Source organism: Nonomuraea gerenzanensis (assembly GCF_020215645.1).
In the GTDB taxonomy this organism is placed as follows: domain Bacteria; phylum Actinomycetota; class Actinomycetes; order Streptosporangiales; family Streptosporangiaceae; genus Nonomuraea; species Nonomuraea gerenzanensis.
The window spans coordinates 7,992,882-8,018,333 of the sequence record NZ_CP084058.1 but is presented as its reverse complement, the minus strand read 5'-3'; the positions used below and the strand labels follow the sequence as shown (position 1 = coordinate 8,018,333).

At 71.9% G+C, this 25,452-nt stretch carries 23 protein-coding genes; 11 read left to right on the top strand and 12 right to left on the bottom strand.

Annotation, left to right across the window (positions count from 1 at the left end):
* Positions 1–4: 4 nt before the first annotated feature.
* From LCN96_RS37085 to LCN96_RS37075, 3 genes are all read right to left on the bottom strand, one after another.
* Complete coding sequence (locus LCN96_RS37085; RefSeq protein ID WP_225267084.1) at positions 5–1,189, bottom strand: cytochrome P450; 1,185 nt, start codon at positions 1,187–1,189, stop codon at positions 5–7.
* Between the two features lie 134 nt (positions 1,190–1,323).
* Entirely contained in the window at positions 1,324–1,599 is a 276-nt protein-coding gene (locus LCN96_RS37080; RefSeq protein WP_225267083.1) for a hypothetical protein, read from the bottom strand.
* 123 nt (positions 1,600–1,722) lie between these two features.
* The gene (locus LCN96_RS37075) at positions 1,723–2,196 is read right to left on the bottom strand and encodes a hypothetical protein (protein WP_225267082.1); all 474 of its coding nucleotides are present in this window, start codon (positions 2,194–2,196) and stop codon (positions 1,723–1,725) included.
* Positions 2,197–2,485: 289 nt separating this feature from the next.
* On the opposite strand from LCN96_RS37075, the gene LCN96_RS37070 reads away from it, so the two are divergent.
* The 4 genes from LCN96_RS37070 to LCN96_RS37055 all read left to right on the top strand — a co-directional run bounded on the left by LCN96_RS37070 (position 2,486) and on the right by LCN96_RS37055 (position 6,385).
* Complete coding sequence (locus tag LCN96_RS37070) at positions 2,486–3,640, top strand: hypothetical protein (protein ID WP_225267081.1); 1,155 nt, start codon at positions 2,486–2,488, stop codon at positions 3,638–3,640.
* Positions 3,641–3,696: 56 nt separating this feature from the next.
* The gene (locus LCN96_RS37065) at positions 3,697–4,398 is read left to right on the top strand and encodes a DUF2786 domain-containing protein (RefSeq protein WP_225267080.1); all 702 of its coding nucleotides are present in this window, start codon (positions 3,697–3,699) and stop codon (positions 4,396–4,398) included.
* A 120-nt stretch (positions 4,399–4,518) separates the two neighbouring features.
* Positions 4,519–5,553 carry an Ldh family oxidoreductase gene (locus tag LCN96_RS37060; RefSeq protein WP_225267079.1) on the top strand — a complete coding sequence of 345 codons (1,035 nt, stop codon included), beginning with the start codon at positions 4,519–4,521 and terminating at the stop codon, positions 5,551–5,553.
* Positions 5,554–5,626: 73 nt separating this feature from the next.
* Positions 5,627–6,385 (top strand): SDR family NAD(P)-dependent oxidoreductase, encoded by a 759-nt coding sequence (locus LCN96_RS37055; protein ID WP_225267078.1) that lies wholly within the window; start codon positions 5,627–5,629, stop codon positions 6,383–6,385.
* A gap of 43 nt (positions 6,386–6,428) precedes the next feature.
* Here the strand turns inward: LCN96_RS37055 and pgm are convergent, their stop codons facing one another.
* A complete protein-coding gene (gene pgm, locus LCN96_RS37050; RefSeq protein ID WP_225267077.1) occupies positions 6,429–8,060 on the bottom strand; it encodes a phosphoglucomutase (alpha-D-glucose-1,6-bisphosphate-dependent) in 1,632 nt (543 codons plus the stop codon).
* A gap of 98 nt (positions 8,061–8,158) precedes the next feature.
* Here pgm and LCN96_RS37045 point away from each other — a divergent pair, with 98 nt between their 5' ends.
* From LCN96_RS37045 to thrS, 3 genes are all read left to right on the top strand, one after another.
* On the top strand, positions 8,159–9,058 hold the full coding sequence (locus tag LCN96_RS37045; protein ID WP_225267076.1) for a TIGR03564 family F420-dependent LLM class oxidoreductase: 900 nt from the start codon (positions 8,159–8,161) through the stop codon (positions 9,056–9,058).
* Between the two features lie 39 nt (positions 9,059–9,097).
* A complete protein-coding gene (locus LCN96_RS37040) occupies positions 9,098–9,694 on the top strand; it encodes a glycoside hydrolase family 25 protein (RefSeq protein WP_225267075.1) in 597 nt (198 codons plus the stop codon).
* Between the two features lie 65 nt (positions 9,695–9,759).
* Positions 9,760–11,724, top strand: a complete 1,965-nt coding sequence (gene thrS / locus LCN96_RS37035; RefSeq protein ID WP_397351780.1) for a threonine--tRNA ligase — start codon at positions 9,760–9,762, stop codon at positions 11,722–11,724.
* A gap of 79 nt (positions 11,725–11,803) precedes the next feature.
* Here the strand turns inward: thrS and LCN96_RS37030 are convergent, their stop codons facing one another.
* Entirely contained in the window at positions 11,804–12,007 is a 204-nt protein-coding gene (locus LCN96_RS37030; protein WP_225267074.1) for a TM2 domain-containing protein, read from the bottom strand.
* Between the two features lie 190 nt (positions 12,008–12,197).
* Complete coding sequence (locus LCN96_RS37025; protein WP_225267073.1) at positions 12,198–12,920, bottom strand: PIG-L deacetylase family protein; 723 nt, start codon at positions 12,918–12,920, stop codon at positions 12,198–12,200.
* A gap of 167 nt (positions 12,921–13,087) precedes the next feature.
* On the opposite strand from LCN96_RS37025, the gene LCN96_RS37020 reads away from it, so the two are divergent.
* Positions 13,088–14,095 carry an RNA polymerase subunit sigma-70 gene (locus LCN96_RS37020; RefSeq protein ID WP_225267072.1) on the top strand — a complete coding sequence of 336 codons (1,008 nt, stop codon included), beginning with the start codon at positions 13,088–13,090 and terminating at the stop codon, positions 14,093–14,095.
* A gap of 105 nt (positions 14,096–14,200) precedes the next feature.
* On the top strand, positions 14,201–14,626 hold the full coding sequence (locus tag LCN96_RS37015; RefSeq protein ID WP_225267071.1) for a hypothetical protein: 426 nt from the start codon (positions 14,201–14,203) through the stop codon (positions 14,624–14,626).
* 3 nt (positions 14,627–14,629) lie between these two features.
* Here LCN96_RS37015 and LCN96_RS37010 read toward each other — a convergent pair whose 3' ends face one another.
* Positions 14,630–15,109, bottom strand: coding sequence for an Asp23/Gls24 family envelope stress response protein (locus tag LCN96_RS37010; protein WP_225267070.1), 480 nt, complete (start codon positions 15,107–15,109; stop codon positions 14,630–14,632).
* A gap of 77 nt (positions 15,110–15,186) precedes the next feature.
* Here LCN96_RS37010 and LCN96_RS37005 point away from each other — a divergent pair, with 77 nt between their 5' ends.
* The gene (locus LCN96_RS37005; RefSeq protein ID WP_225267069.1) at positions 15,187–15,717 is read left to right on the top strand and encodes an HIT family protein; all 531 of its coding nucleotides are present in this window, start codon (positions 15,187–15,189) and stop codon (positions 15,715–15,717) included.
* On the opposite strand, the gene LCN96_RS37000 is transcribed toward LCN96_RS37005, so the two are convergent.
* Both LCN96_RS37000 and LCN96_RS36995 read right to left on the bottom strand, forming a co-directional pair.
* Entirely contained in the window at positions 15,673–17,763 is a 2,091-nt protein-coding gene (locus tag LCN96_RS37000; protein WP_225267068.1) for a hypothetical protein, read from the bottom strand. The genes LCN96_RS37005 and LCN96_RS37000 overlap by 45 nt on opposite strands.
* 257 nt (positions 17,764–18,020) lie before the next feature.
* Complete coding sequence (locus LCN96_RS36995; RefSeq protein ID WP_225267067.1) at positions 18,021–18,923, bottom strand: branched-chain amino acid transaminase; 903 nt, start codon at positions 18,921–18,923, stop codon at positions 18,021–18,023.
* An 89-nt stretch (positions 18,924–19,012) separates the two neighbouring features.
* Here LCN96_RS36995 and LCN96_RS36990 point away from each other — a divergent pair, with 89 nt between their 5' ends.
* On the top strand, positions 19,013–20,338 hold the full coding sequence (locus tag LCN96_RS36990; protein WP_225267066.1) for an aminotransferase-like domain-containing protein: 1,326 nt from the start codon (positions 19,013–19,015) through the stop codon (positions 20,336–20,338).
* Between the two features lie 7 nt (positions 20,339–20,345).
* On the opposite strand, the gene LCN96_RS36985 is transcribed toward LCN96_RS36990, so the two are convergent.
* The 3 genes from LCN96_RS36985 to LCN96_RS36975 form a co-directional block, all read right to left on the bottom strand.
* The gene (locus LCN96_RS36985) at positions 20,346–21,515 is read right to left on the bottom strand and encodes an outer membrane protein assembly factor BamB family protein (protein ID WP_225267065.1); all 1,170 of its coding nucleotides are present in this window, start codon (positions 21,513–21,515) and stop codon (positions 20,346–20,348) included.
* A gap of 83 nt (positions 21,516–21,598) precedes the next feature.
* Positions 21,599–23,155 carry a glycoside hydrolase family 10 protein gene (locus tag LCN96_RS36980; protein ID WP_225267064.1) on the bottom strand — a complete coding sequence of 519 codons (1,557 nt, stop codon included), beginning with the start codon at positions 23,153–23,155 and terminating at the stop codon, positions 21,599–21,601.
* A gap of 129 nt (positions 23,156–23,284) precedes the next feature.
* Positions 23,285–25,423 (bottom strand): elongation factor G-like protein EF-G2, encoded by a 2,139-nt coding sequence (locus tag LCN96_RS36975; RefSeq protein ID WP_225267063.1) that lies wholly within the window; start codon positions 25,421–25,423, stop codon positions 23,285–23,287.
* Positions 25,424–25,452: the final 29 nt, after the last annotated feature.

The following is a 25,452-nucleotide window of genomic DNA, read 5'->3' as shown; positions in this document are numbered from 1 at the left end:
CGCTCTACCAGGCGACGGGTAGCTCTTTGACGCCGTAGACAATAGCGAGTTCCCTGAACGGCACCTCGCCGGCGACGCGCAGGCCGGGGAAGCGGCGCAGCAGCGCGGGGAAGGCGATGCGCATCTCCATCTGCGCGAGCGGCGCGCCGATGCAGCGGTGGATGCCGTGGCCGAACGCCAGGTGCGAGCCCGCCGTCTCCCGGCCGGGCCGCACCTCGTCCATGTCACCGCCGAGGGCGGAGTCGCGGTTGGCGCCGGTGAGCGAGCACAGCACCATCTCGCCCTTCTTGATCGGTACGCCGTGCAGCTCCAGGTCGTCGCGGGCGAAGCGCGGGAAGGCGACCTGCACGACCGTCATGTAACGCAGCAGCTCCTCGACCACGTCCACGACGTAGCCGTCCACCTCGCGCACCTTGGCGGCCTGCTCGGGGTTGCGCAGCAGCCACAGCGTGCCGAGCGCGAGCATGCTGGTGCTGGTGTCGTGGCCCCCGGTCAGCAGGCCGTCGGCCATGCTGGCGAGCGTGCGGTCGTCGAGCTCGTCGCCGTGCTCGCGCAGGAGCTGGCCGAGCAGCCCGTCGCCGGGGTGCTGCCGCTCCCTGGCCACGAGGTCCGTCAGGTACGTCATCGCGTCGTTGATCGCCTGCAGCGACGCCTCAGGCCCCGCGGTGAAGTCGAAGCGGTCCTTGCTGAGCTTGACGAAGTCGGCGCGCTCGTCGTACGGCACGCCGAGCAGCTCGCACACAACCAGCGACGGGATCGGCAGGCAGAACTCCTCGACCAGGTCCACCGGCATCCCGGCGGCCGCGCCCTTGGCCTCGATCCGGTCGAGGTACTCCGCCACCATGGCCTCGATCCGCGGCTCCAGCCTGCGCAGGCGGCGCATGGTGAACTCGGGCGTGAGGTACTTGCGCAGCCGCGTGTGCTCGGGCGGGTCGCGGAAGCCGAGCCCGCCCGGGTCCTCCTGGTTGGAGCCGAGGCCGATCACCCCGGCGAAGTCGTTGCTGAAGCGCTCGTGGTCGCCGAGCACCGCGCGGACGTCCTCCCAGCGGGTGACGAGGTACACGGTCTGGTCGCCCGGGATCTGCATGGGGAAGACCGGGTGCTCGGCCCTGATGCGCCCTAGCTCGCCCACGGGGTCGAACCCGTCTCGCATGAACTGGACGAGCGGGAACTCTTCTGTCTCTGACATCGATATCCGTCCTGGCTGGGATGCATCACACCATGTTGGGATAAATCCCTGCATAGATGGTCCCATCCGGAAAGGTGAATGGAGCCCTCCGAAAGGACGAATTTACCTCTCACCCTCGCCGCTCCCGCGGACGGTCACGTCCCGGCTAACGCCCTGGTCACCTCCTCCGGCGGCGGCAGCGTCCGGTCACGCGCACGCACGGGCGGATCGGGCGGCACGGCCTCGGCCGACAGGGCGGGCGGTGCGGGCTTCGGCTTGCGCGGCTCCCGCACCCCGCCCTTGCCTCCGGGCGGATCGGTGAACGGGGGATAGTCGCGCTCGGTCCAGTGAGGTTCGCCCGGGCCGAAGCCGGGCGGCCAGGCGGGCGCGCCGCTGGAAAGAGCACGGCGTCTTCGCGATCGCTTGCTCACAATCCCTCCTCCGTGTCCCATTGTGCGCCCGGGCATGGCCCACGACCAGCCGGAATCGGAGCTGTCACCAAGACGGCAGGGATCAGTGCGCGAACCCCCGATGATCGCGAAGCACGCCGGGGCTCAGGTGGACGGAGCCGCGCTCTCTCCCGCGCCGCCGGCCTCCGCCGGGGCGGGAGAGACCGCGGTCGTGGTCGGGCTCGTGGTTGTGGTCGGGCTCTCGGTCGTGGTCGGGCTCTCGGTCGGGCTCTCGGTCGGGGTTGCAGCCGGGGTCGACTGCTGGCGGACGAGCACCGCGGTCGCCAGCGCCACGAACGCCATGATCGACGCCGTCTGCTGCTCCGTCAGCGACACCCCGAACACCAGCCCCAGCGTGACCGCGGCCTGCGCGAACCCCAGCACCGCCGCCTTGATGCTGCGCCCCCCGTCCAGGTCGCGGGTGGCGAACGCCGTCCACACGCCCAGCCCCGCCGCCGCGATGGAGTTGATCGCGGCGGCCTGCTCGGTCGTCAGCGGCAGGAAGAGCGCCGTCAGCAGTTGCAGGCCCGCGCTCACCAGGCCGAGCACGAGCGCCGGCTCGCGGCCGAAGATCTTCATGGAAACCCCCTCCGGAAATCGGACCCCCGGTGACGGCAGAGGGGGGAGGCCCCGCTCTGATACACCTCCGCCAAGTGCCCTGAACTGCAGTGAAAGCAGGGCAAAGTGGGGCAGCAGACGGCGTTTGGCGTACAAGATGGCGACATTCTGCGATGATCTCGTCGCATAGAGCCGGAGTTTGAGCCATCACGGATAGTGACTGATGCCGACATTTGAGGAAATAACAGCCTTCATCACCGAGAAGCCGCTCGCCACCGCCGTCATCGCGCTTCTGAGCCTGGTCGGCCTGGTGCTCGCGGTCCTGGTGCTCAGGGTCGCCTGGCGTGCCGTGACCTGGATCTTCTCCAGGTACGTCGCCCCGCGTCCCATCGAGGACGTGCTGACCATCGTGGCCGCCTCCATCGCCACCGGCGTCTCCGCCCAGGGCATGTGGCGCTTCTCCGAGGACGTGCTGGACCTCGACGGGCCGCTGCGGTTACTGCTGTTCGCGTTCATCGAGGTCGCGATCATCACCTCCGCCGTACGCGCCCGCCGCAACATGCGCGAGAACTTCTCCGCCGGCATCGACGGCATCGCCGTGTGGGCCCTGACCTGTCTGACCGCCGTGCTGTCCTCGATGGACGCGCGCAGCCTGCCCGAGGCCGTGTTCCGCCTGGCCGCGCCGCTGGTGGCCGCCTGGCTGTGGGAGCGCGGCATGGCCATCGAGCGCCACCGCATCCGCGGCACCGGCCGCATCAACTGGCGGCTCACCCCCGAGCGGCTGCTGGTCCGGCTGGGGCTGGCCGAGGTGAGCGACCGTACGGCCAGCGAGGTCGACGCGCACCGCAGGCTGACCAGGGTCGCGCTGGCCGCCAAGAAGGCCAAGGCGCTGCGCGAGGCCGGCGCTCCCGACCGCAAGATGCGGGCCGCGCTGGCCAAGCTCGACAAGGCCATGGACCAGGCCGTCGAGCACACCGGGCTGGCCGTGGACCCGTCCAGGCAGGAGGCGCTGCTGGCCCAGATCGCCGCGCTGTACAACACCTCCGCCCTCATCGACGCCGACCCCCGCGTGCCCTGGGAGCCCGAGGCCGACCACCACCCCGTGCCGGCCCGCCCCGCGCTGCCGCCCGCCCTCGCCGAGCTGGTCAACGACGAGGACGAGGACGTCGTGGTGCTCGACACCACCCCGCACGTCGTCAGCACCGCGGAACGCGCCGCGCAGATCAAGGCCGCCCGCGAGTTCTGGGACCGGCAGATCTCCAAGGGCATCGTGCCGCGTACGGTGGACATCGCCCAGGAGATCGGCATCCCGCTGGCCACGGCGCGCGAGTACCGTGCCCTGTGGAAGCTGGAGCCGCAGGCGCACGCGCTCATCGAGGCGCTGTACCAGCAGCACGGCATCGTCGACACCGGCGCGTTCCCGGCCATCGCCGACGACGGGCGGGTGCTGACCGGCAAGCCGTAGGCTGGACGGGGCCCTCCGGGGCGAGGTCCTGGCGAAGCGGCGGTTGGGGGAGCGGGGTGCGGGAGCGGACGCTCGAACGCGTCAGGAAACTGCTGGCCAAGGCCGAGCGCACCGACAACGAGCACGAGCGCGCCACGTTCATGGCCGCCGCCTCGGCGCTGATGGCCAAGCACGGCATCGACGCGCTGCCGCCCGCGGGCACCCGCCAGGTGCCCGGCGACCGGATCGTCACCCTGCCCGCCCCCTGGGCCGGGGAGAAGGCGCGGTTGGTCAGCCTGGTGGCGCAGGCGCTGCGGTGCCGGCCGCTGTTGATCGGGCGGGGCGACGGCGGGCAGCGGGTGCACGTGTTCGGGTTCGCGGCCGATCTGGAGCGGGCCGACCTGCTGGCGACCTCGCTGCTGCTGCAGATGGCCTCGGGGCTGGCCAGGGCCGAGCTGCCGGGCGAGGTCACCGCCGTGCGGGCCTATCGCCGGTCGTGGCTGCTGGGGTTCACCGACGAGGTGTACCGGCTGCTGTGCGAGGCCGAGTCCAGGGCCGAGTCCAGGGCCGAGGCCGACTCGGCCCGCACGGGCACCGCCCTCGTGCTGGCCGACCGCAGGGCCGAGGTGGAGCGCGCGGTCGCCGCCCGCTATCCCGACATCCGCCTGAGCGTGCCGAGGACCAGCGGCACCGGTTACCGCGACGGGATGGCCGCGGGCCGCAGGGCCGACCTCGGCCGCACCGGGATGGCCGCGGCGACGGCCCGCGAGCTGAGCTGACACTTGCCCGGCAGCCGGTAACACCTTGGTAAGCCCTTTCCCTAGATCCGTTTGGCGGAGCGGTGATCGGGCATAAGCGCGCACACGGAACGCAGTCCTGCCCAAGCGAGTCGGGTCACCGTGAACGCATCCGTCCATGTCCTCGCCGACCACCTCCGGGCTCTCGCCCATGACCTCCTGACCGCCGCCGGCGTGCCCGCGGACACGGCCACGGTGGTGGCCACGTCCCTGGTCGAGGCCGACCTGGCCGGGCACGGCTCCCACGGCGTGCGGCGGGTCGCCTGGTACCACGAGCGGATCGAGAGCGGCGCGATCGTGCCCGCCGCCCGCCCGGAGGTGATCTCGCGGCGCGGCGCCACCGCCGTCGTGTCGGGGCGGCGCGGCTTCGGCCAGGCCGCCGCGGGCCTGGCCACCCAGGAGGCGGCCGAGCTGGCCGCCGCGCACGGCGTCGGCGTGGTCGCCATCCGCGAGTGCAACCATGTCGGCCGGCTCGGCGAGTACGCGGAGGCACTGGCCAGGCGCGGCCTGGCGGCGCAGGTCGTCGGCAACGCCGACCCCACCGTGGCCCCCTTCGGCGGGCACCGCAGGATGCTCGGCACCAACCCCATGGCCTGGGCCGTGCCCCGCGCGGACGGCGCGGCCGTGGTCATGGACTGGGCGACCGCCGCCATGGCGGAGGGCAAGCTGGGGCTCCTGCTGGCCGCCGGGCGGACGGCCCCCGAAGGGGTGCTCGTCGATCCGGACGGCTGCCCGTCCACCGATCCGGCCGACTTCTACCAGGGCGGGGCGCTGCTGCCGTTCGGCGGCCACAAGGGCTACGGCCTGAGCGTCCTCATCGAGCTGGTCGGCGGCCTGCTCACGGGCACCGGCACCGCCTGCTCGCCCGGGTACGACGGCACGTTCGGCACGGTGATCACCGCGGTGGACGTCGCCGCCTTCGTCCCGCTGGAGAGCTACCTCGCCCAGGTCGAGTCCTTCTGCGAGGCCCTGCACGCGGCCGGCCCCGACGTGCTCGTGCCGGGGGAGCCCGAGGCCCGCATCCGGGCCCAGCGGCTGAAGGAGGGCGTGCCGGTGCCGGAGCCGGTGTGGGCGGAGCTGGGCCGGCTCGCCGGGCGGCTCGGCGTTCCGTGGCCCGCCACGCCGCCAGGAGGTTAGATGTCGGTACGGCGGTGATCTCGTTCGTGGCGTTCCTCGCCTCGCGCGAGAGCAAGGAGACGGACATATGGACATGAACGGCACGGTCGCGGTGATCACCGGCGGCGGCACCGGCATCGGCGCGGCGGTCGCGGAGAGCCTGGCCAGGAAGGGCGCGGCGGCCGTGATCGTCAACTACTCGCGCTCGGCGGCCGAGGCGCAGGAGACGGTCGCCCGGCTGGAGAGCCTCGGCTGCAAGGCGGAGGCGGTGCCCGCCGACGTGTCGGACGACGACGCCGTACGCCGCCTGGCCGAGCGCGTACGGGCCGACTACGGCCGGGTCGACACGCTGGTGTGCAACGCGGGCACGACCAAGTGGGTGCCGTTCGCCGACCTGGAGGGGCTCACCGACGAGGTGTGGCAGCGCATCATGGGCGTCAACCTCATGGGCGCCTTCTACTGCGCCCGCGCCTTCGCCCCGGCCCTGCGGCAGGCGCGCGGCGCCATCGTGAACGTGGCCTCCGTCGCCGGGCTGCTGGCCACCGGCTCCTCCATCGCGTACGGCGTCAGCAAGGCCGCCCTGCTCCAGCTCACCAGGGACCTGGCGGTGGCGCTCGGCCCCGAGATCCGGGTGAACGCGGTCGCGCCCGGCCTCGTGGCCACCCGCTGGCACATCGACCGGGTGGGCGAGCAGGTGTTCTCCGAGATGACCGCGAAGGAGCAGCTCAAGGCGCCGCTGCGGCGCACGGCCCAGCCCGGGCACATCGCCCAGCTCGTCACCGCCCTGCTGGAGTCGGACCTGGTGACGGGCGAGGTGCTCGTGGGGGATGGCGGGCGGCACCTGCAGTACTGAGGAAGCTCACGGCGGGACGGCCGGCAGGCCGCCCCGCGGTGGCTCAGCGCAGAGCGGCCGACACCAGCGAGCGGGCCTCCTCCTGAACCTCCGCCAGGTGGTCCGGGCCCTTGAAGGACTCGGCGTAGATCTTGTACACGTCCTCGGTCCCCGACGGCCGGGCCGCGAACCAGGCGCTGCGCGTGGAGACCTTCACCCCGCCCAGCTTGGCGCCGTTGCCGGGCGCCGACGTCTGCACCGCCGTGACGGGCTCGCCGGCCAGCGTGTCGGCCGTCACCTGCTCGGCCGACAGCTTGCCGAGCACGGCCTTCTCCTCCCGGGTGGCCGGCGCGTCCACCCGCGCGTACGCGGGCTCGCCGAACCGCTCGACCAGCTCGCGGTAACGGGCGCTCGGTGAGCGGCCGGTCACGGCCAGGATCTCCGAGGCCAGCAGCGCCAGGATGATGCCGTCCTTGTCGGTGGACCACACCGAGCCGTCACGGCGCAGGAACGACGCCCCCGCGCTCTCCTCGCCGCCGAACCCGAGCGAGCCGTCCAGCAGCCCCGGCACGAACCACTTGAACCCGACCGGCACCTCGTACAGCCGCCGCGACAGCGACTCGGCGACCCGGTCGATGATCCCGCTGCTGACCATGGTCTTGCCCACGCCCGCGTCGGAAGGCCAGGCGTCGCGGTGGGTGCAGAGGTAGTCGATGGCGACGGCGAGGTAGTGGTTGGGGTTCATCAGCCCGCCGTCGGGGGTGACGATGCCGTGCCTGTCGGCGTCGGCGTCGTTCCCGGTGGCGATGTCGTAGGTGTCGCGGCCGGCGATGAGCGAGGCCATCGCGTACGGCGACGAGCAGTCCATCCGGATCTTGCCGTCCCAGTCGAGCGTCATGAACCGCCACGTCGGGTCCACCAGCGGGTTGACCACGGTCAGCGCCAGCCCGTGCCGCTCGGCGATCTCGCCCCAGTAGGCCACGCTCGCCCCGCCCAGCGGGTCGGCCCCGATCCGCACGCCGGCCGACCTGATCGCGTCGAGGTCGACGACCGAGGGCAGGTCGTCCACGTACGTACCGAGGAAGTCGTAACGCCCGGCCCGGGACAGCGCCGCCGGGTACGGCACCCGGCGCACGCCCTTGAGCCCGTCGTGCAGCAGCCGGTTGGCGCGGTCCTGGATCCACCCGGTGGCGTCGGTGTCGGCGGGGCCGCCGTGCGGCGGGTTGTACTTGAAGCCCCCGTCGGCCGGCGGGTTGTGCGACGGGGTGACGACCACGCCGTCGGCCAGGCCGCTCGTGCGGCCCCTGTTGTGCCGCAGGATCGCGTGGGAGACGGCGGGCGTCGGGGTGTAGCCGTCGCGCGCGTCGATGAGCACCTCGACGTCGTTGGCCGCGAACACCTCCAGCGCCGACACCCGCGCGGGCTCCGACAGCGCGTGCGTGTCGATGCCCAGGAACAGCGGCCCGTCGGTGCCCTCGGAGCGCCGGTACTCGCAGATGGCCTGGCTGGTGGCCACGATGTGGTCCTCGTTGAACGCCGACTTCAGCGACGACCCGCGATGCCCGGACGTGCCGAACGCCACCCGCTGCGCCACCTCGCCCGCGTCGGGGTGGAGTGCGTAGTAGGAGGTCACCAGCCTGGCGACGTCGACCAGGTCGGAGGGCCTGGCGGGCTGTCCCGCGCGTTCATGCGTCATGTAGGTCACTTTACAAATGCACTGCGGCCCGGCGGGTGAGCGCACTGCGGTGTGGGGAGATACATTCGCGTCAGTCACCAGAACGGAGTTCTGTTCCTATGCGCTACGGATGTTTCCTCGCCGAACCTCAGGGATCCGACGCGATCGGCGGTCTGCGCGACCAGATCGCCCAGGCGGTGGAGGACGGCTTCACCTCCGCCTGGCTCTCCCACATCTTCGGGCTCGACGCCATCACCGCGCTGACCGCGGCCGGCGTCCAGGCCCCGCCCATCGAGCTGGGCACCGCCGTCGTGCCCACCTACCCGCGCCACCCCGCCGCGCTCGCCCAGCAGGCGATGACCGCCAACGCCGCGCTCGGCGGCAGGTTCGCGCTGGGCATCGGCCTGTCACACAAGGTCGTCATCGAGAACATGTTCGGCTACAGCTTCGAGCGTCCCGGCCGGCACATGAAGGAGTACCTCGACGTCCTGATCCCGGCCTCGCGGGGCGAGCAGGTGGACTTCCAGGGCGAGACGCTGAAGGCCAACGTGCGGCTCACCGGGCCGGGCGCGGGCTTCCCCGTGCTGGTCGCCGCGCTCGGCCCGCGCATGCTCAAGCTGGCCGGCACCGTGGCCGACGGCACCGTGCTCTGGATGACCGGGCCGAAGACGGTCGCCGAGCACATCGCGCCCACCATCAGGGCCGCCGCGGCCGAGGCGGGGCGCGAGGCGCCCAGGATCGTCTGCGCGCTGCCGATCAGCGTCACCGACGATCGCGCCGCGGCCGTCGCCAGAGCCGACGAGATCTTCAAGGTCTACGGCCAGCTCCCCTCCTACCGTGCCATGCTCGACAGGGAGGGGGCGGCCACGCCGGGTGAGGCGGCGATCGTCGGCGACGAGGACACCGTGCTGGCCAGGCTCGAGGAGCTGAAGCAGGCGGGGGTGACCGACTTCGTGGGCTCCACGTTCGCCAACCGGGAACGCACCCGGGCCCTGCTGATCGGCGCGGCGAAGGGTTGATCCGCGCACATCTCCATAAAATCCGGCAAGGTGAAGCGCGTGCTACAAGGCATCGATGTGTCGAACTGGCAGGGCACCGTCGACTGGGCCGGCCATGCGGAGGCGGGAGTGGCCTTCGCCTTCGCCAAGGCGACCGAGGGCGGTGACTACACCGACAAGTGGTTCGCGCGCAACTGGAACGGCATGCGCGAGAGCTGGATCGTCTGCGGCGCCTACCACTTCGCCCGGCCCAAGGGCGACCCCGTCGAGCAGGCACGGCACTTCCTGGGCGTGATCAGGTCGGCGGGCGGGCTGCGCCGCGGCGACCTGATCGCGCTCGACCTGGAGACCAACGACGGGCTGCGCCCCGAGCAGGTCGCCAGGTACGCCCGCCGCTGGTGCCACCACGTCGAGCGGCACACGGGCGTGCGGCCCTTCATCTACACCTTCCAGGCGTTCGCCCGCGGCGGGCACTGCGCCGGGCTGGCCGAACACCCTCTCTGGATCGCCAGCCCCGAGAGCCCGCGCGGCAACCCGCCGGTGCCCAGGCCCTGGCGCGAGTGGACGATCCACCAGTACGCCAACAGCCCGATCGACCGCAACCTCTTCCACGGGACCCGGCAGCAGCTGACAAAGCTGGGCTTTGACCCGCGATAGCATCGGGTGCCTACCGTCGAACTGCCTCGGTGCCGGGCATCGAGCGCGATCTTCAAGGAGTCACCGTGTCAGCCGAGCTACGCATCACCCTCGCCGGAGCCGAGCGTGTGGTCGCGGCCGGCACGACGGCCGGGGAGGCGCTGGAGGCCGACGGCCGCACCGTCATCGCCGCCAGGGTCAACGGCGAGGCCCGCGACCTGGCCCACCAGGTGGCCGACGGCGACGTGGTCGAGCCCGTCGAGATCTCCAGCGAAGAGGGCCGGGCGATCGTGCGCCACTCCACCGCGCACGTCATGGCACAGGCGGTGCAGGAGCTGTTCCCCGAGGCCAAGCTGGGCATCGGGCCGCCCGTCGAGAACGGGTTCTACTACGACTTCGACGTCGCCCAGGCGTTCAACCCCGACGACCTCAAGCGCATCGAGAAGCGCATGCGCGAGATCGTCAAGCAGGGGCAGCTCTTCTCCCGCCGGCCGGTCAGCGACGACGAGGCGCGCGAGGAGCTGGCGGCCGAGCCGTACAAGCTGGAGCTGATCGGGCTCAAGGGCGGCGCGGCCGAGGAGGAGAGCGTCGAGGTGGGGGCCGGGCAGCTCACCATCTACGACAACCTCGACGCCAAGAGCGGCGAGCTGTGCTGGAAGGACCTGTGCCGGGGCCCGCACGTGCCCTCCACCCGGTCCATCCCGGCGTTCAAGCTGATGCGCTCCGGCGGCGCGTACTGGCGGGGCAGCGAGAAGAACCCGCAGCTCCAGCGCATCTACGGCACCGCCTGGGAGTCCCGCGACAAGCAGGACGAGTATCTCAAGCTGCTCGAGGAGGCCGAGAAGCGCGACCACCGCAAGCTGGGCGCCGAGCTCGACCTGTTCAGCTTCCCGCCGGAGCTGGGCAGCGGCCTGCCGATCTTCCATCCCAAGGGCGGGATCATCCGCAAGGAGATGGAAGACTACATGCGCAGGCGGCAGGCCGAGGCGGGTTACGAGTTCGTCAACACGCCGCACCTGACCAAGAGCTCGCTCTTCGAGACCTCCGGTCACCTGCCGTGGTATGCCGACGACATGTTCCCCGCCTTCGAGCTTGATGGCACCGAATACCGCGTCAAGCCGATGAACTGCCCGATGCACAACCTGATCTACCGGGCGCGCGGGCGGTCCTACCGGGAGCTGCCGCTGCGGCTGTGCGAGTTCGGCTCCGTCTACCGCTACGAGAAGTCGGGCGTGGTGCACGGCCTGACCCGCGTGCGCGGCATGACGCAGGACGACGCGCACATCTACACCACCCGCGAGCAGATGGCCGACGAGATCAAGTCGCTGCTGCGGTTCGTGCTGAGCGTGCTGCGTGACTTCGGCCTGGAGGACTTCTACCTGGAGCTGTCCACCCGCGACGACTCCGAGAAGTTCATCGGCGACCCCGCCGAGTGGGAGGAGGCGACCGAGGCGCTGCGCCAGGTCGCCACCGAGTCCGGCCTGGCGCTCAAGGACGACCCGGGCGGCGCGGCCTTCTACGGCCCCAAGATCTCGGTGCAGGCCAAGGACGCCATCGGGCGCACCTGGCAGCTGTCCACCATCCAGCTCGACCTCAACCAGCCCAAGCGCTTCGGCCTCGAATACCAGGCGGCCGACGGCTCCCGGCAGACCCCGGTGATGATCCACCGGGCCCTGTTCGGCTCCGTCGAGCGCTTCCTCGGCGTGCTCACCGAGCACTACGCCGGCGCCTTCCCGCCCTGGCTGGCCCCGGTGCAGGCGGTGGGCATCCCGATCGCCGAGGCCCACGTGCCCTACCTGCAGGATGTCGCCAAGCGGCTGCGGGCCGCCGGGATCCGGGTCGAGGTCGACGCGGCCGACGACCGGATGCAGAAGAAGATCCGCAACGCGCAGAAGGCCAAGGTGCCCTTCATGCTGCTGGCGGGCGACGACGACATCGCCAACGGCGCGGTGTCCTTCCGCTACCGCAACGGGGAGCAGAAGAACGGCGTCGCGGTGGAGGAGGCGATCGCCGAGATCGTCAACGCCGTCGAGCGCCGCGTCCAGGTCTGAGAGCGCCGCGGAGTTTTCGCGACCGATCGCGCGGAAGCGGGCCGTGCCTGTACGGCACGGCCCGCTTTCCGTCGGCGCCTTACTTGGCCAGCGGCTGACCCTGCTTGTCGGTGAACTTGCCGATGAGGATCATGATGAAGTCGATCAGCACCCAGACGCCGAAACCGCCGAGCGTGACGATCATCAGGATGCCGGTCCCGATCTTGCCTACGTAGAAGCGGTGCACGCCGATGACACCGAGGAAGAAGCAGAGTAAGACGGCGGCGAGCCAGGACTTCTGCATGGGGAATGCCTTTCGCGTGAGGGGTGAGCCGGGCGCCTGATCTGCCGCGCCCGACCGGCTTCTGCGGAAAGGATCATCCGCAGGGCACGAAACCCTAGCAAGCTCCCCGGCTCTGCGCAGACGCTTTTCAGCGGATGCGACTAATAGCCGCCAATACGCTGATAATTCCGCAGTATCCGCTTTTGTGGAATTAGCGGGGGAAAAGGCGGAATGTCACCGCGGGGCGACCACCGAAACGTTCCCCCTGTTCCCGGGCGAATCCCTCGATGAGTGTGCGGGCGTACGTCTCCGGGTCCTCGTCGGTGAGGGCCTCGATGTAGGCGCGGTGCTCCAGGAGCGAGCGCACGCCCCGCTCCAGGCCGTCGGTGACGTCCACGGCGTGGGTGGGGGTGTCGGACCCGGCGACGGCGATCCACCGCACGCCGTTCCAGGGCTCGGCCTCCGTATCCGGAAATATCCAGCGATTTCCGGCGTCCCCGACCGCGTCCATCACCGCCCGGCCGACCGCGCGGTGGTCGGGGGTGTTCCAGTACGTGCCTCCCCAGGTGTCCTCGTAGTTCAGCGTGATCACCAGCTCGGGGCGGTGCCTGCGGATGGCGGCGGCCAGCTCCCGCCGCAGCGCGACGCCGTACTCGATCACTCCGTCGGGGTGGTCGAGGAACTCCACCTCCGTCACCCCGGCCACGGCGGCGCTGGCCCGCTGCTCGCGCTCGCGCACCGGGCCCGCCTTGGCCGGCTCCAGGGTGTCGATGCCCGCCTCGCCCCTGGTGGCGAGCAGGTAGGTGACGCTGCGTCCCGCGTCGGTCCAGACGGCCACGGCGGAGGCGCAGCCGTACTCGAGGTCGTCGGGGTGAGCCACGATGGCCAGTGCGCGCTGCCAGTCGTCCGGCATGGGCTTCAACTGATCCGTCATGCCTGCCATCCTGACACCCCGTCGGCCCGGCGGCCCGGCGGCCCGTCGGCGGGGTGTACTTCACGGCGGGCGGGTGCACGTGCGACGCTTGCGCCAGGAGAGCAACCCCGGGGGAGCGCCAGGACGGCAGGGCGGAACAGAGGCGGCACGTGGGCCAGGGAGGCGACGTGGGCGACGAGAGCGAGGCCGTGGCGGTCGTCAGGCAGGGCGGGCAGGCCGCGTTCGGGGAGCTGGTCGAAGGGCACCGGCACGAGCTGCGGGTGCACTGCTACCGGATGCTCGGCTCGTACACCGACGCCGACGACATGGTGCAGGAGACCATGATGCGGGCCTGGCGGCGGCGGGAGACCTTCGAGGGCCGCTCCACGCTGCGGGCCTGGCTCTACCGCATCGCCACCAACGCCTGCCTGGACCTGCTGTCGGGCCCCGCCCGCTCCCGCGAGATCACGGTCGGCGTGGGCGGCGAGCCGCGGTCGCCGTTCGCGGAGGTGCCGTGGCTGCAGCCGTACCCGGACCGGCTGCTCGACCTGGCCGCACCCGGCGAGGCCAGGCCGGAGGCGGTGGCCGTGGAGCGGGAGACGATCGAGCTGGCCTACCTGGCCGCGATCCAGCACCTGCCGCCGCGTCAGCGGGCGGTGCTGATCCTGCGTGACGTGGCCGGCTGGTCGGCCGAGGAGACCTCGCAGGCGCTGGAGCTGAGCGTGGCGGCCGTCAAGAGCGCGCTGCAACGGGCCCGCGCGACGCTGCGCATGCACCTGCCCGCCCGGCGCGCGCAGTGGGGCCCGGCCACGGCGCCGAGCGAGCAGGAGCGGGCCGTGCTGCGCCGCTACATGGAGGCCTCCGTGGCGGGCGACCTGTCGGCCCTGGCGGCGCTGCTGCGTGAGGACGCGCGGCAGACGATGCCGCCGGACTCGCAGGTGTTCGACGGGCGGCGGGCCATCCTCGACATGTGGCGCCCGGTCATGACCGGGCCCGAGGCATGGGGCGAGTGGCGGGCGCTGGCCACGCGCGCCAACCGGCAGCCGGCCGTCGCCAACTACGTCCGCCGCCCCGGGCAGGACCGCTACACGGCGGTCAACCTCGACGTGCTGCGCGTCGAGGGCGGCCTGATCGCCGAGATCACCACGTTCGGGGCCGAGCTGCACGCCGCCTTCGGCCTCCCCGCCGAGCTGTGAACCCGGCCGGACCTTGAAAGGAGATTTTCCGAACCGGACCGATTCCTTTCCCGCCGCCGCGCCGTCATACGGCCGTACGACCACCCACTAGAGAGGAATTCCGCCATGACCGAGCACAACGACCCCAAGCTCAAGGCCCTGGACCGCCTCGTCGGCACCTGGAAGGTCACCGGCGCCGCCGCGGGCACCGTCACCTACCGCTGGATGGAGGGCGGCCACTTCCTCATCCAGGACGTGGACCTCACGCAGGAGGGCGGCACGGTCAAGGGCACGGAGTTCATCGGCAGGAAGCGGCCGTACGGGGCGGAGGAGCCCAGCCAGGACGTGCACTCCTGGTACTTCGACAGCGACGGCAGCACCCTGGCCTACGTCTACGAGGTCGAGGGTGACACGCTGACGATCTGGGCGCACAAGAAGGACTCGGGCGCCTACTACCGCGGCACGTTCAGCGCCGACGGGGCGAGCGTCACCGGCGCCTGGGTCTACCCCGGTGGCGGCGGCTACGAGTCGAACATGACGCGGGTGGGCTGAGCCTCAGCCCGGCTCCCCGTCGTCGAGTTCCTCGGCGGGGGCCCGGCCCTCGCCGGGGAGCCGGACGTCGTCCACGGTGACGTTGACCTCCATGACGCGCATGCCGAGCATGCGGCTGACGCTCCTGGCGACGTTCGTCTTGACCTCGGCGGCGACGTCCATGACGACGTGGCCGTACTCGACGACGATGGTCACGCTCACCGCCACCTGGCGGTCCTGGATCTGCGCGCTGACGCCCTGGGTGCCGCGGCGCGAGCCGATGCCGATGCGGTCGCGGACGGACTCGAAGGCCCTGGCCAGGTCGCCGCCCATGTCGGCGACCCCGGCCACCTCCAGCGCGGCCAGCGCGGCGACCTTCTCGACCACCTCGTCGGCGACCTTGATCCGGCCCTTGACCACCGCGCCTGCCGTGGGCCCCTCGATGTAGGAGGGGGCGGGCGGATCGGCGGGCGGTGCGGACTGCTCGGCTAAGGCTTCACTCATCGCGGCCTCCTGTTGGCGGGTGCTCAGGATTGTGCCGGAAGAGGACCCCGTTTGTCCGGGGTCCTATGCTGCTAGTTATGCACGATCAGGCAGGGGCCGGGGCACCCGACAACTTCGAACGGTTGTGGACCCCGCATCGGATGGCCTACATCAAGGGCGAGAACAAGCCGACCGGCACGGGCCCCGGCGACGGCTGCCCGTTCGACGCCATCCCGAAGATGAGCGACGAGGACGGCCTGATCGTGAAGCGGGGGGAGACGGTCTACGCCGTGCTCAACCTGTACCCGTACAACTCGGGTCACCTGATGGTGGTGCCCTATCGGCACGTGTCCGACTACGACGAGCTCGACGCGGCCGAGGTGGCGGAGCTGGGCGCGTTCACCCAGGAGTCGCTGCGGGCGCTGCGCAAGGCCAGCGGCGCGCAGGGCTTCAACGTCGGCATGAACCTCGGCCATGTCGCCGGCGCGGGCATCGCCGCCCACCTGCACCAGCACGTGGTGCCCCGGTGGGGCGGCGACACCAACTTCATGCCGGTCGTCGCCAGGACCAAGGTGCTGCCGCAGCTACTTCGCGACACCCGCCAGCTGCTCGCCGACGCCTGGGGCTGACCCGCCCTCGCGCCGCAGCGCGCCGATGCCGGTGGCCAGCAGCAGCGGTACGGCCAGCGCCAGCGCCATCGACAGCACGGCCGCGCCCGAGTCGTTGACCAGCATGCCGACCACGCCGCTGACGAGCGTGCCGATCAGCCCGGCACGCAGCGCGGGGGAGTGCTCGAACGCCGCGGGCACGACCCCGGCCGACGCCTGCTCGGGCCGCAGGATCGCGTACACGAGGAACGCCACGGCGGCGATCACGATCGGCATCAGGTTGGGGTTGGCCAGGGTGGAGATCATGGCCAGGAACTTGCGCCAGATGACGTCGATCGCCTCTCCGGTCAGCACCTGCCCCACGAACCGGCCCAGGTGCGACTGCTCCGCGGGCGGCCGCAGGTAGTTGAGCCAGGCGAAGCCCATCACGATCACGCCACCCGCCACGCAGAACGCGCCCAGCTTCACCAGCGAGACCCGCTTGCCCGACAGGATCAGCGCGGTCACCGCGATGCCCGGCACGAACGCGATCACGCCGCCGAAGTCGCTGCCCATCCCGGAGCCGCCCAGCACCATCGCGAACGCGCCCAGCACCACGATCGCGCCGACCCCGACCTTGCCCGGCCAGCGGTGCGCGATGACCGTGGTGGCCAGCAGCGTGCCGGTGGCCAGCAGGGCGAACGGGATGTTGCCCAGGCCGAAGTAGCGGGCGCCCTGCTCGGCGCTGTAGCCCATGAAGCTGTTGAGCTGGAGCGTGGTGCCGGTGAGCAGGTCGCCGACGAGCGTGAGCGCGGTGATCGCGGCGACCACCGCCAGCGGGCCCAGCGGCCTGCGCCGCCACGGCCCGGCCAGCGCCAGCGCCGTGATGGCCGCCCACCACAGGGCCATGCCGCCGAACAGCTCCAGGTGGCTGTCCCAGGGCAGCAGGTTGACCAGGAACGAGGTGACCGGCAGGGCGGCGAGCGCCACGGCGGCGCGGCGGACCCAGGGCAGGCCCTTGCGGCGGCGCAGCAGCAGGAAGGCCAGCACGTAGAACAGCACCTGGAAGACCGCCAGGGCCGTGAAGTAGGCGGCCTTGGCCGAGCGCATGGTCTGGGCGGTGGCGTCGGCGCTCTTCAGCCCTTCGACGGTGGCGCCCTGCTCGCCCAGCCGCAGCGGCGCGCCCACCACCGTGCTGGGCACGGCCACGCCGAGCTTGTCGAGCACGGTGGCGGTCAGGTCGGTCAGGATCGAGATGTCGTCGCGGCGGGTGGAGGCCGCGCCCAGCAGCCGCCCCTCGGCGCCGGGCTCGCGCAGCGCGGCCACCCGCAGGTGCGGCACCGAGCCGTGGTCCGAAAGGCCCGCCAGCAGCACGGTCGTGCCCGCGGGCAGCGCCGCCAGCAGGGCGCCCGCCTTCGCGTCGGCCTGGCGCAGCGCCTCGCGGCGCGCGGCGGGGGCCAGCTTGTCGGCCACCTTGGGCAGCCGGTCGGGCTCGCCCGCCAGGTAGGGCGCGACCAGGTCGTCCACGTCCGCCGCGACCATCCGGCACTGCTCCAGGTCGGCGGTGGTGACCTGGAGCGGCGAGGCGTGGTAGCGCCCCACCGCGCCCTGCTGGTCGGCCAGCGCCAGCGCCGCGCCGGGCCCGATCGCGACCGAGCACTGCCCGGCCGCCTTCAGCGACTCGCCGAGCGTGCCCGCGGTGCGCTGACCGGCCACGTCGATCAGGTAGCGGTAGTCGGGGATGACGGCGCCCGCGCCCCGGGCCTCCGGCTTCGGCGGGGCGCCGCACGCGTAGCCGACCGCCGCCCTGGTGCCCGCCGACACGGTGAGCCACCCGTCGTAGGGGCAGGTGACGTTGCCGACCGTGCGGACGGACAGGGAGCCGATCGCGCTGGATCCGGCCAGCGCCCACAGGTGCGGGGTGCCGGACGGGGTGAGGTCGTTCCAGTGCAGGCCGGGCACCCCGATGAGCGCCACCCGGCCCCCCTGCGCCTGCGCCCCGGCGGGGCCGGCGGACCAGGCGGGACCGATGAGCACCTGACCGACCAGCACGGCCAGCATCGCCAGCATGACCAGCGCGCGCCTCACTCCGATGACCTCCCGTGATCGCAGAGCTCTGTGGCACGGCCGAGCTAGGTAGTGCTAGGTCATGTTCCGGCGCCACCAGACGCGACTACCCTCTCATGCGCCGGGAGTGCGGGAGGCCGTCTTCCGCCCGCCGGAGGGCGATCGCGCGGATCGATCGCCCCGCCCCGGCCCGCCCGCCTGGCGGGTGATCGCGCCGTCCCGGTCCGTCCGCCGGACGGTGATCCCGGACGGTGATCCCGGACGGCGATCGCCGCGGCTCAGGCGGACACCGGGGTGAGCCAGTGGCGGTAGCGCTCGTCCCTGCCGTGCACCACGGCGTCGTAGGCCTCGGCCAGCCGGGCCGTCACCGGTCCAGGCCCGTCGCCGAGCTCGCGCCGGTCCACCGAGGACGCGTGCACGACGCCGGCCGCCGTACCGCACAGGAACACCTCGTCGGCGGCGTACAGGTCGGACCGCATCAGCTCCCGCCTGACGGCCGGCACGCCGAGGTCGGCGGCCAGCCGCTCCACGGTGTCCTGGGTGAGCCCCGCCAGCGCGCCCGCGCTGTCGGGCGGGGTGGCGAGCACGCCGTCGCGCACGACGAAGAGGTTCGCCCCGGTGCACTCGCTGACGTGACCGGCGGCGTTCAGCAGCACGGCCTCGTCGTAGCCGGCGTCCAGCGCCTCGTGCTTGGCCAGGACGGAGTTCAGGTAGGGGCCGGTGGCCTTGGCGGCGGTGGGCACGATCGTGTGGTCGTTGCGCCGCCAGGAACTGGTCATCAGCCGCACGCCGGAGCCGAGCAGCGCGCCCCACTCCCAGGTGGCGATGGACACGGTGGTCGGGCAGCCGCGCGCCGCGATGCCCATCTCGCCGTAGCCGCGGTGCGCCAGGTGGCGGATGTAGCAGGACGGGCGGCCGTTGGCGGCCACGGTGCGCAGCGTGGCCTCGCGCAGCTCGTCCAGCGGATACGGCATCGCCAGCCCGATGATCCGCGCGCTGACCAGGAGCCGCCGCAGATGGTCGTCGAGCCGGAACACGGCGGGCCCCTCGCGCGTCTCGAACGCCCTGGTGCCCTCCAGGACGGCGGTGCCGTAGTGCAGGGCGTGCGAGAGCACGTGCACCCGGGCCTCGCCCCACGGCACCAGCTCGCCGTCCATCCAGATGAACTTGGCCTCCTCCACCCGCACTCCTTCCTCCAGTGGCCCGGCTCGATGTCAGTTCGATGGGCCAATTGCGCGGCGAGTGGCACAGTATCGGGATAATGGTGGCTATGGGAAGGGAAGACACCCTCGTCACACTCGTCCGTGACCGGCTGCGGCTCCACCAGGGCCCGCCCAGCCGGCGGCTGGCCGGCGCGCTCACGGACCTCGCCCAGACCGGCCTCATCAGCCCCGGCACCCGCCTGCCCTCCGAACGCGACCTGGCCCAGGCGGTCGGCGTCAGCAGGGGGACGGTGGCGGCGGCGTTCAACGCCCTGTGCGAGGAAGGGCTGTGCGAGCGGCGGCACGGCAGCGGCACGTACGTGCTCGGCACGCCGTCCTTCGGCGGGCTGCTGCAGGCGGGCGCCGTACGCGCGGACCTGTCCACCTCCGTGGTCCCCGACCCGTCACACCTGACCCTGCCCCCGCTCGACCCGGCGGACCTGCTGAGGGCGCCCAGCGGGCACGGCTACGACGCGATGGGCGACCCCCGGCTGCGGACCGTGCTGGCGGGGGCCGAGGGCGCCGACCCGAGGCACGTCCTGGTCACGGCGGGCGCCCAGCAGGGCATCGACCTGGCCGCCCGCGTGCTGCTGCGGCCGGGCGACCGCGTCCTGGTGGGGGATCCGGCCTACGGGGGCGCGCTGAGCGTGTTCCGGCGGGCGGGCGCGCACGTGGTGGCCGCCGACCTCACCTCGCCGGCCGCCGTGGAGGGGGCGCTGGCCCGGCATCGCCCCGCCGTCGTGTACGTGGCCGGCGTGGACAACCCGACCGGTGCGGTGCCGCCGCTGCGGCACGTCGCCGAGCTGGCCGCGGACGCCGGGGTGACGGTGGTGGAGGACCGGGCGCTGGCGGCCCTCGTGTACGACGGCGTGCCGCCGCCCGAGCCGCTGGCGGCCGCGCATCCGTACGGGACGGTCACGGTCGGGTCCCTGTCGAAGGTGTTGTGGGGCGGGCTGCGGGTGGGCTGGCTGACGGCACCGGAGCCGTTGCTGGCCAGGCTGACCGAGGCCAAGGTGGACGCCGACCTGGCCACCAGCGCGGTCGCCCAGCGGCTGGCCACCGACCTGCTCGAACGCAACCCCGTGGCGCCCTGGCTGGCCGAGCTGGCCCGCCGCAGGGAGCACTGCCTGACGGCGCTGCCCGCGCACCTGCCCGAGTGGACGTGGACGCGCCCGGCGGGCGGGCTGTCGGTGTGGGTGCGGCTGCCCGGCACGGACACCGACCGGTTCGCGGCCGTGGCGCGCGAGCACGGCGTGGCGGTCGCGCCCGGCTCCCTGTTCTCCCCCGACGGCCGCCACCGCGACCGGCTGCGCCTCAGCTTCGCCCTGCCGCCGGACCTGCTGGACCGGGCGTTCGCGGATCTGGCCCTGGCCTGGCGGGCCTACGGGAGATGACGGGGCCTCAGCCGACCACCACGTCGTCACCGTGGAGCACGCTGATCCCCGCCAGCCCGTCCCGCATCCAGCTCGGGCTGATGTCGGACTCGAAGCGGTGCCGGTCGACGAGGTGCCCCGTGCGGGCGTCGAGCTTGAGGAGCGTGCCGGCGTCCTCGGCCACGTAGGTGTGCGTGCCGTCCGTCAGCACGGTGTCGCTCCACGCGTCCTTCATGGCCCGGCGCCAGGCGAGGCCGCCGTCGGCGATCCGGTAGGCGGACACCTCCGTCCGTGTCCGCACGGTCAGCAGCCCGGCCGCCACGCCCATCTCCTCGCCGGCGGGGCTGTCGTCACGGCGCGGCAAGGTAGTCTGCCAGACGATCTTGCCGTCCCCGGCCGCGCGGACGTTGAGCCGGCCCTTCTCATCCACGGAGGCCAGGCGGCCGTCGCCGAGGTCGCGGGCGTGCCACAGCTCGCCGCCGTCGAAACGCCACAGCGGCCTGCCGTCCGCGGCGCTGAGCGCGACCTCGGGCTGCGGGCCCGGGTTCGCGCAGTTGCCGAAGACGAGCACGACCTCGCCCACGCCGCGGGCCGAGCCGGGCGCCTGGCAGGTGCCGGTCGAGGCGGGCGGGTAGGACCAGCGGATCGCCCCCGTACGGCCGTCCAGCACGTCCAAACGTCCCTCGTGCAGGATCACCAGCACCGGGACGGAGCCGTGGCGGGCCACGGTGATCTCCCAGGCAGCGCCCCATTCCTCGTCGTAGGCCCGGTTGGCCTCGTGGCCGGGGCCCGGCGGTATGTCGGTCTGCCAGACGACGCGGCCGTCCGTCACGTCGATGGAGGTCACCCGGCCGTCCCGCCAGACGGCCGCGAGCCTGCGGTCGTCCAGCGCCGGGTGGCCGACCAGGTCGTCGCCCCAGGCGTTCCGGTACGTCCACACGGTGGCGCCGTCACCGATCCGCTCGCCGGACAGGCTGTCGCCGGTCAGCTCCCACCGCCCGGCCACCGCCACGTCCCCGACGACCGTGCTGGCGGCGGAGACCCTGCCGACGACGTCGATCGGCGGTGTCCCCCGTCCCGCCGGGCGCCACGGCTGCGCGGCGCCTCCGGCCGAGGTGATGATCTCCCCCGGCAGGCCGATGAGGCCCAGCAGGAGCACACTGGCCAGCGCGCAGGACAGGAAGTGGATCAGCCGCATAGGCCCCAGCATGGCCGAAAAAGACGGGGAAAGTGGCGGAAGGCCGGTCGAGAATCGACCGGCCTTCCTGTGTCACGCGCTGGCTAGACCGCGTCCACCTTGACCTTCACCGCCTTGCTCTCGTGGTGCAGCCGGTCGAGCGAGGTGACCAGATAGGTCCCCGCCGACTGCACCGCGTAGGACGGGTCGCTCACCACGGCCACCAGGTTGCGCGCGTCGGTGGTGTGGCAGTCCTTGCCGGACTTGGGCACCTGGTAGACGGCGTAGGCCCGGGCTCCCTGGGAGGGCTGCCAGGACAGCTTCGTGCCCTCGGCCTTGGCGCCGGCGGGAGCGGCCGGGGCCGACCCGCCGAGCGAGCCCTGCACCGGCAGCAGGGCCGGGCGGCTGTAGTGCGTCTTGGTGAGGCGGTCGATCGACCCGAGCGGGTTGGCCACCAGGTTCTTGGCGCTGAAGTAGACGGCGCCGTCGACCTGCTTGCTGGCGCGGTTGACGCCCACCTGGGCGGCGATCTCGCCGGGCTTGAGCCAGGCCCTGTCGTCCTTGGCGCCGACCCGGTAGAGGCCCTGGCCGATGTAGAGCTGCACGTCGCTGCCCTTGACCTCGTTGGCCCACCAGCGCGTCAGCGTGGTGTAGTCGGCCAGCTTGTGGCCGCGCGGCCAGTAGAGCTGGGGCAGCACGTAGTCGACGGTGCCGGCCTTGATCCAGGCGCGCGCGTCGGCGTAGATCGAGTCGTACGCGGACATGCCGGACGTGCTCGACCCCGTCGGATCCTGGGCCTTGTTGCGCCAGATGCCGAACGGGCTGATGCCGAACTTCACGTGCCGCTTGGAGGCGTGCACGGCCTCGTCGACCTGGGCCACGAGCTTGTTGACGTTGCCGCGCCGCCAGTCGGCGAGCTTGTCGCCCTTGCCGTACTTGCGGAAGGCGGCGGTGTCGTCGAACTTCGCCCCCGCCACGGGGTAGGGGTAGAAGTAGTCGTCGAAGTGCACGCCGTCGACGTCGTAACGGTCCACGACGTCGGTGATGACCTTGGTCACGTGGTCGCGCACGGCCGGCAGGCCGGGGTTGTAGTACAGGCGGCCGCCGTACTTGACGGTCCAGTCGGGGTGCTGCCGGGCCGGGTGGTTAGCGGGCAGCGCCGAGGTGCTGGCGCCGTAGGAGGCGCGGTACGGGTTGAACCAGGCGTGGAACTCCATGCCACGCTTGTGCGCCTCGCCGATGAGGAACGGCAGCGGGTCCCAGCCGGGATCCTTGCCCGCGGTGCCGGTCAGATACTGCGACCAGGGCTCCAGCGAGCTCTTGTACAGAGCGTCGGAGGCGGGCCTGACCTGCACGAAGACCGCGTTGAGACGGCGCTTGGCGGCGCTGTCGAGGATCTTGACGTAGTCGGCCTTCTGCCTGTCGATGCTCTGACCGGCCTTGGAGGGCCAGTCGATGTTCTGGGTCGTGGCGATCCACACTCCGCGCAGCTCACGCTTCGGGAAGCGGGCATCGGCCTTGCAGGCCGCAGCGGGGGGTGCGGCGACGGTCGTCTTCTTCTCGCTCGCTGCCGGGCTCTGCGCCGGTCCGAAGACGTAGGCGGCGGTCGTCGTGGCGACGGCCAGGGCGGCAGCGGCTAGGAGTGGGCGTCCAGTTCGCATAGTGCCACCCAGTGTGACAGCTGCTCCGGCATGCTCGGTACGAAAACCGAAATCAAGTCGTGACACATTTGTGACAAAAGCCAACGGGTGGGCCGGGAGGGACATATCCCTCCCGGCTCTCCACGGGCCTCAATCCGCGGCCGCCACCTTGGTTGCGAGGTTCGGCGGCAGCGGCTCGTAGCGCAGGAACGTGCGGGTGAACGTGCCCGTCCCGTGTGACATGGATCTCAGATCGATGGCGTAGCGCGTGATCTCCAGCTCGGGCACCTCGGCCTTGACCAGGGTGCGGCCCGTGCCGACCGGCTCCGTGCCCAGCACCCGCCCGCGCCGCGACGACAGGTCGGACATCACCGACCCGACGTAGTCGTCGGCCACCAGCACCGACAGCTCGTCCACGGGTTCGAGCAGCAGGGTCGGGACCTTCGCCGCGGCCTCCTTGAGCGCGAGCTGCCCCGCGATCTGGAAGGCCATGTCGGAGGAGTCGACGGAGTGCGCCTTGCCGTCGTACAGGGTGACCCGCACGTCCACCATCGGGTAGCCGGCGACGACGCCGCGCTCCATCTGGGCCCGCACGCCCTTCTCCACCGACGGGATGAACTGCCGCGGCACCACGCCACCCACGATCTTGTCCACGAACTCGAAGCCCCCGCCGGACGGCAGCGGCTCGACCTCGAGGTGGCAGATGGCGTACTGGCCGTGGCCGCCGGTCTGCTTGACGTTGCGGCCCATCGCCTGGCACTTGCCGCCGAACGTCTCGCGCAGCGGCACCCGCAGCTCGATCCGCTCGACCTCCACGCCGTGCCGCTTGGCCAGGCGGTCGAGCAGCACGTCGGTGTGCGCCTCGCCCATGCACCACAGGACGAGCTGGCGGGTCTCGGCGTTGTTCTCCAGCCGCAGCGTCGGGTCCTCGGCCACCAGCCGCCCGAGCGCCTGCGACAGCTTGTCCTCGTCGGCCTTGGACCTGGCCCTGATCGCCACGGGCAGCAGCGGGTCGGGCATGGTCCAGGAGGTCATCAGGAGCGGGTGCTCGACCTCCGACAGCGTGTCGCCGGTCTCGGCGCGCGACAGCTTGGCCACGGCCACGATGTCGCCCGCCATGCCCTTGGCGATGGAGCGCTGCTGCTTGCCCAGCGGGCAGGTCAGGGTGCCGATGCGCTCGTCCACGTCGTGGTCCTCGTGCCCCCGGTCGGCCAGGCCGTGCCCGGAGACGTGCACGGTCATGTCGGGGCGCAGGGTGCCGGAGAAGACGCGGACGAGGCTGATGCGGCCCACGTACGGGTCGCTGGTGGTCTTGACGACCTCGGCCACGAGCGGCCCGTCGGGGTCGCACGTGATGCCCTTGACCGGCTTGCCCGACAGATCGGTGATCTCGGGCATGGGATGTTCGAGCGGGGACGGGAAGCCCTGCGTCATCAGCTCCAGCAGCTCCTGGGCGCCCACGCCGATGCCGCTGCACAGCACCGGGTAGAAGCTGCCGCGGGCGACGGCCTTCTCCAGGTCCTCGATGAGCACCTTGGTGTCGATGGGCTCGCCCTCGAGGTAGCGCTCCATGAGCGACTCGTCCTCGCTCTCCTGGATGATGCCCTCGATCAGCGTGCCGCGGTGCTCCTCGATCTGCGCCTCGTACTCCGCGCCCGGCTCCTTCACCGTGCGCTCGCCCGTGGCGTAGTTGTAGAACTTCTGCGTCAGCAGCCCGATCAGCCCGTTGACGTGACCGTTGGTGATCACCGGGAGGTAGAGCGGCGCGACGCCGTCGCCGAAGATGTCCTGGCAGGTCGCGAGCACGTCGTCGAAGTCGGCCCGCTGGTGGTCGATCTTGGTGATCACGACCGCGCGGGGCATGCCGACCTGCGAGCACTCCTCCCAGAGCATCTGTGTGAGACCGTCCACCCCGTCAGAGGCCGACACCACGAACAGCGCCGCGTCGGCCGCGCGCAGCCCCGCGCGCAGGTCGCCCACGAAGTCGGCGTAACCGGGGGTGTCGAGAAGGTTGATCTTGATGCCGTTGTGCACCAGCGGCGCCACGGCGAGGTTGACCGACCGTTGCTGCCGGACCTCCACCTCGTCGAAGTCGCTGACCGTGTTGCCGTCCTCCACCCGTCCCGGGCGCTGAATGGTGCCCGTCGCGGCCAGCAGCTGCTCGACGAGGGTCGTCTTACCCGCTCCTGAGTGGCCGACCAGCACGACATTGCGTATCGCATCCGCCCTGTCGGCCGCGGGTGCCCTGCCCGCGGCTCCCACGGCGCCACCAGAGTTTCTTTCCGCCACATCGGCCTCCCGCGTCGTCGGTTGTCGCC

What these genes read in the sequence shown, in the direction of transcription:
- pgm (WP_225267077.1), bottom strand. Translation starts at nt 8,060, where the DNA reads ATGACGCATGAACGCGCGGGACAGCCCGCCAGGCCCTCCGACCTGGTC.
- LCN96_RS37010 (WP_225267070.1), bottom strand. Translation starts at nt 15,109, where the DNA reads ATGAGTGAAGCCTTAGCCGAGCAGTCCGCACCGCCCGCCGATCCGCCC.
- LCN96_RS37005 (WP_225267069.1), top strand. Translation starts at nt 15,187, where the DNA reads ATGCACGATCAGGCAGGGGCCGGGGCACCCGACAACTTCGAACGGTTG.
- LCN96_RS37055 (WP_225267078.1), top strand. Translation starts at nt 5,627, where the DNA reads ATGAACGGCACGGTCGCGGTGATCACCGGCGGCGGCACCGGCATCGGC.
- LCN96_RS37085 (WP_225267084.1), bottom strand. Translation starts at nt 1,189, where the DNA reads ATGTCAGAGACAGAAGAGTTCCCGCTCGTCCAGTTCATGCGAGACGGG.
- LCN96_RS36990 (WP_225267066.1), top strand. Translation starts at nt 19,013, where the DNA reads ATGGGAAGGGAAGACACCCTCGTCACACTCGTCCGTGACCGGCTGCGG.
- LCN96_RS37030 (WP_225267074.1), bottom strand. Translation starts at nt 12,007, where the DNA reads ATGCAGAAGTCCTGGCTCGCCGCCGTCTTACTCTGCTTCTTCCTCGGT.
- LCN96_RS36980 (WP_225267064.1), bottom strand. Translation starts at nt 23,155, where the DNA reads ATGCGAACTGGACGCCCACTCCTAGCCGCTGCCGCCCTGGCCGTCGCC.
- LCN96_RS37015 (WP_225267071.1), top strand. Translation starts at nt 14,201, where the DNA reads ATGACCGAGCACAACGACCCCAAGCTCAAGGCCCTGGACCGCCTCGTC.
- LCN96_RS37075 (WP_225267082.1), bottom strand. Translation starts at nt 2,196, where the DNA reads ATGAAGATCTTCGGCCGCGAGCCGGCGCTCGTGCTCGGCCTGGTGAGC.
- LCN96_RS36985 (WP_225267065.1), bottom strand. Translation starts at nt 21,515, where the DNA reads ATGCGGCTGATCCACTTCCTGTCCTGCGCGCTGGCCAGTGTGCTCCTG.
- LCN96_RS37045 (WP_225267076.1), top strand. Translation starts at nt 8,159, where the DNA reads ATGCGCTACGGATGTTTCCTCGCCGAACCTCAGGGATCCGACGCGATC.
- LCN96_RS37025 (WP_225267073.1), bottom strand. Translation starts at nt 12,920, where the DNA reads ATGACGGATCAGTTGAAGCCCATGCCGGACGACTGGCAGCGCGCACTG.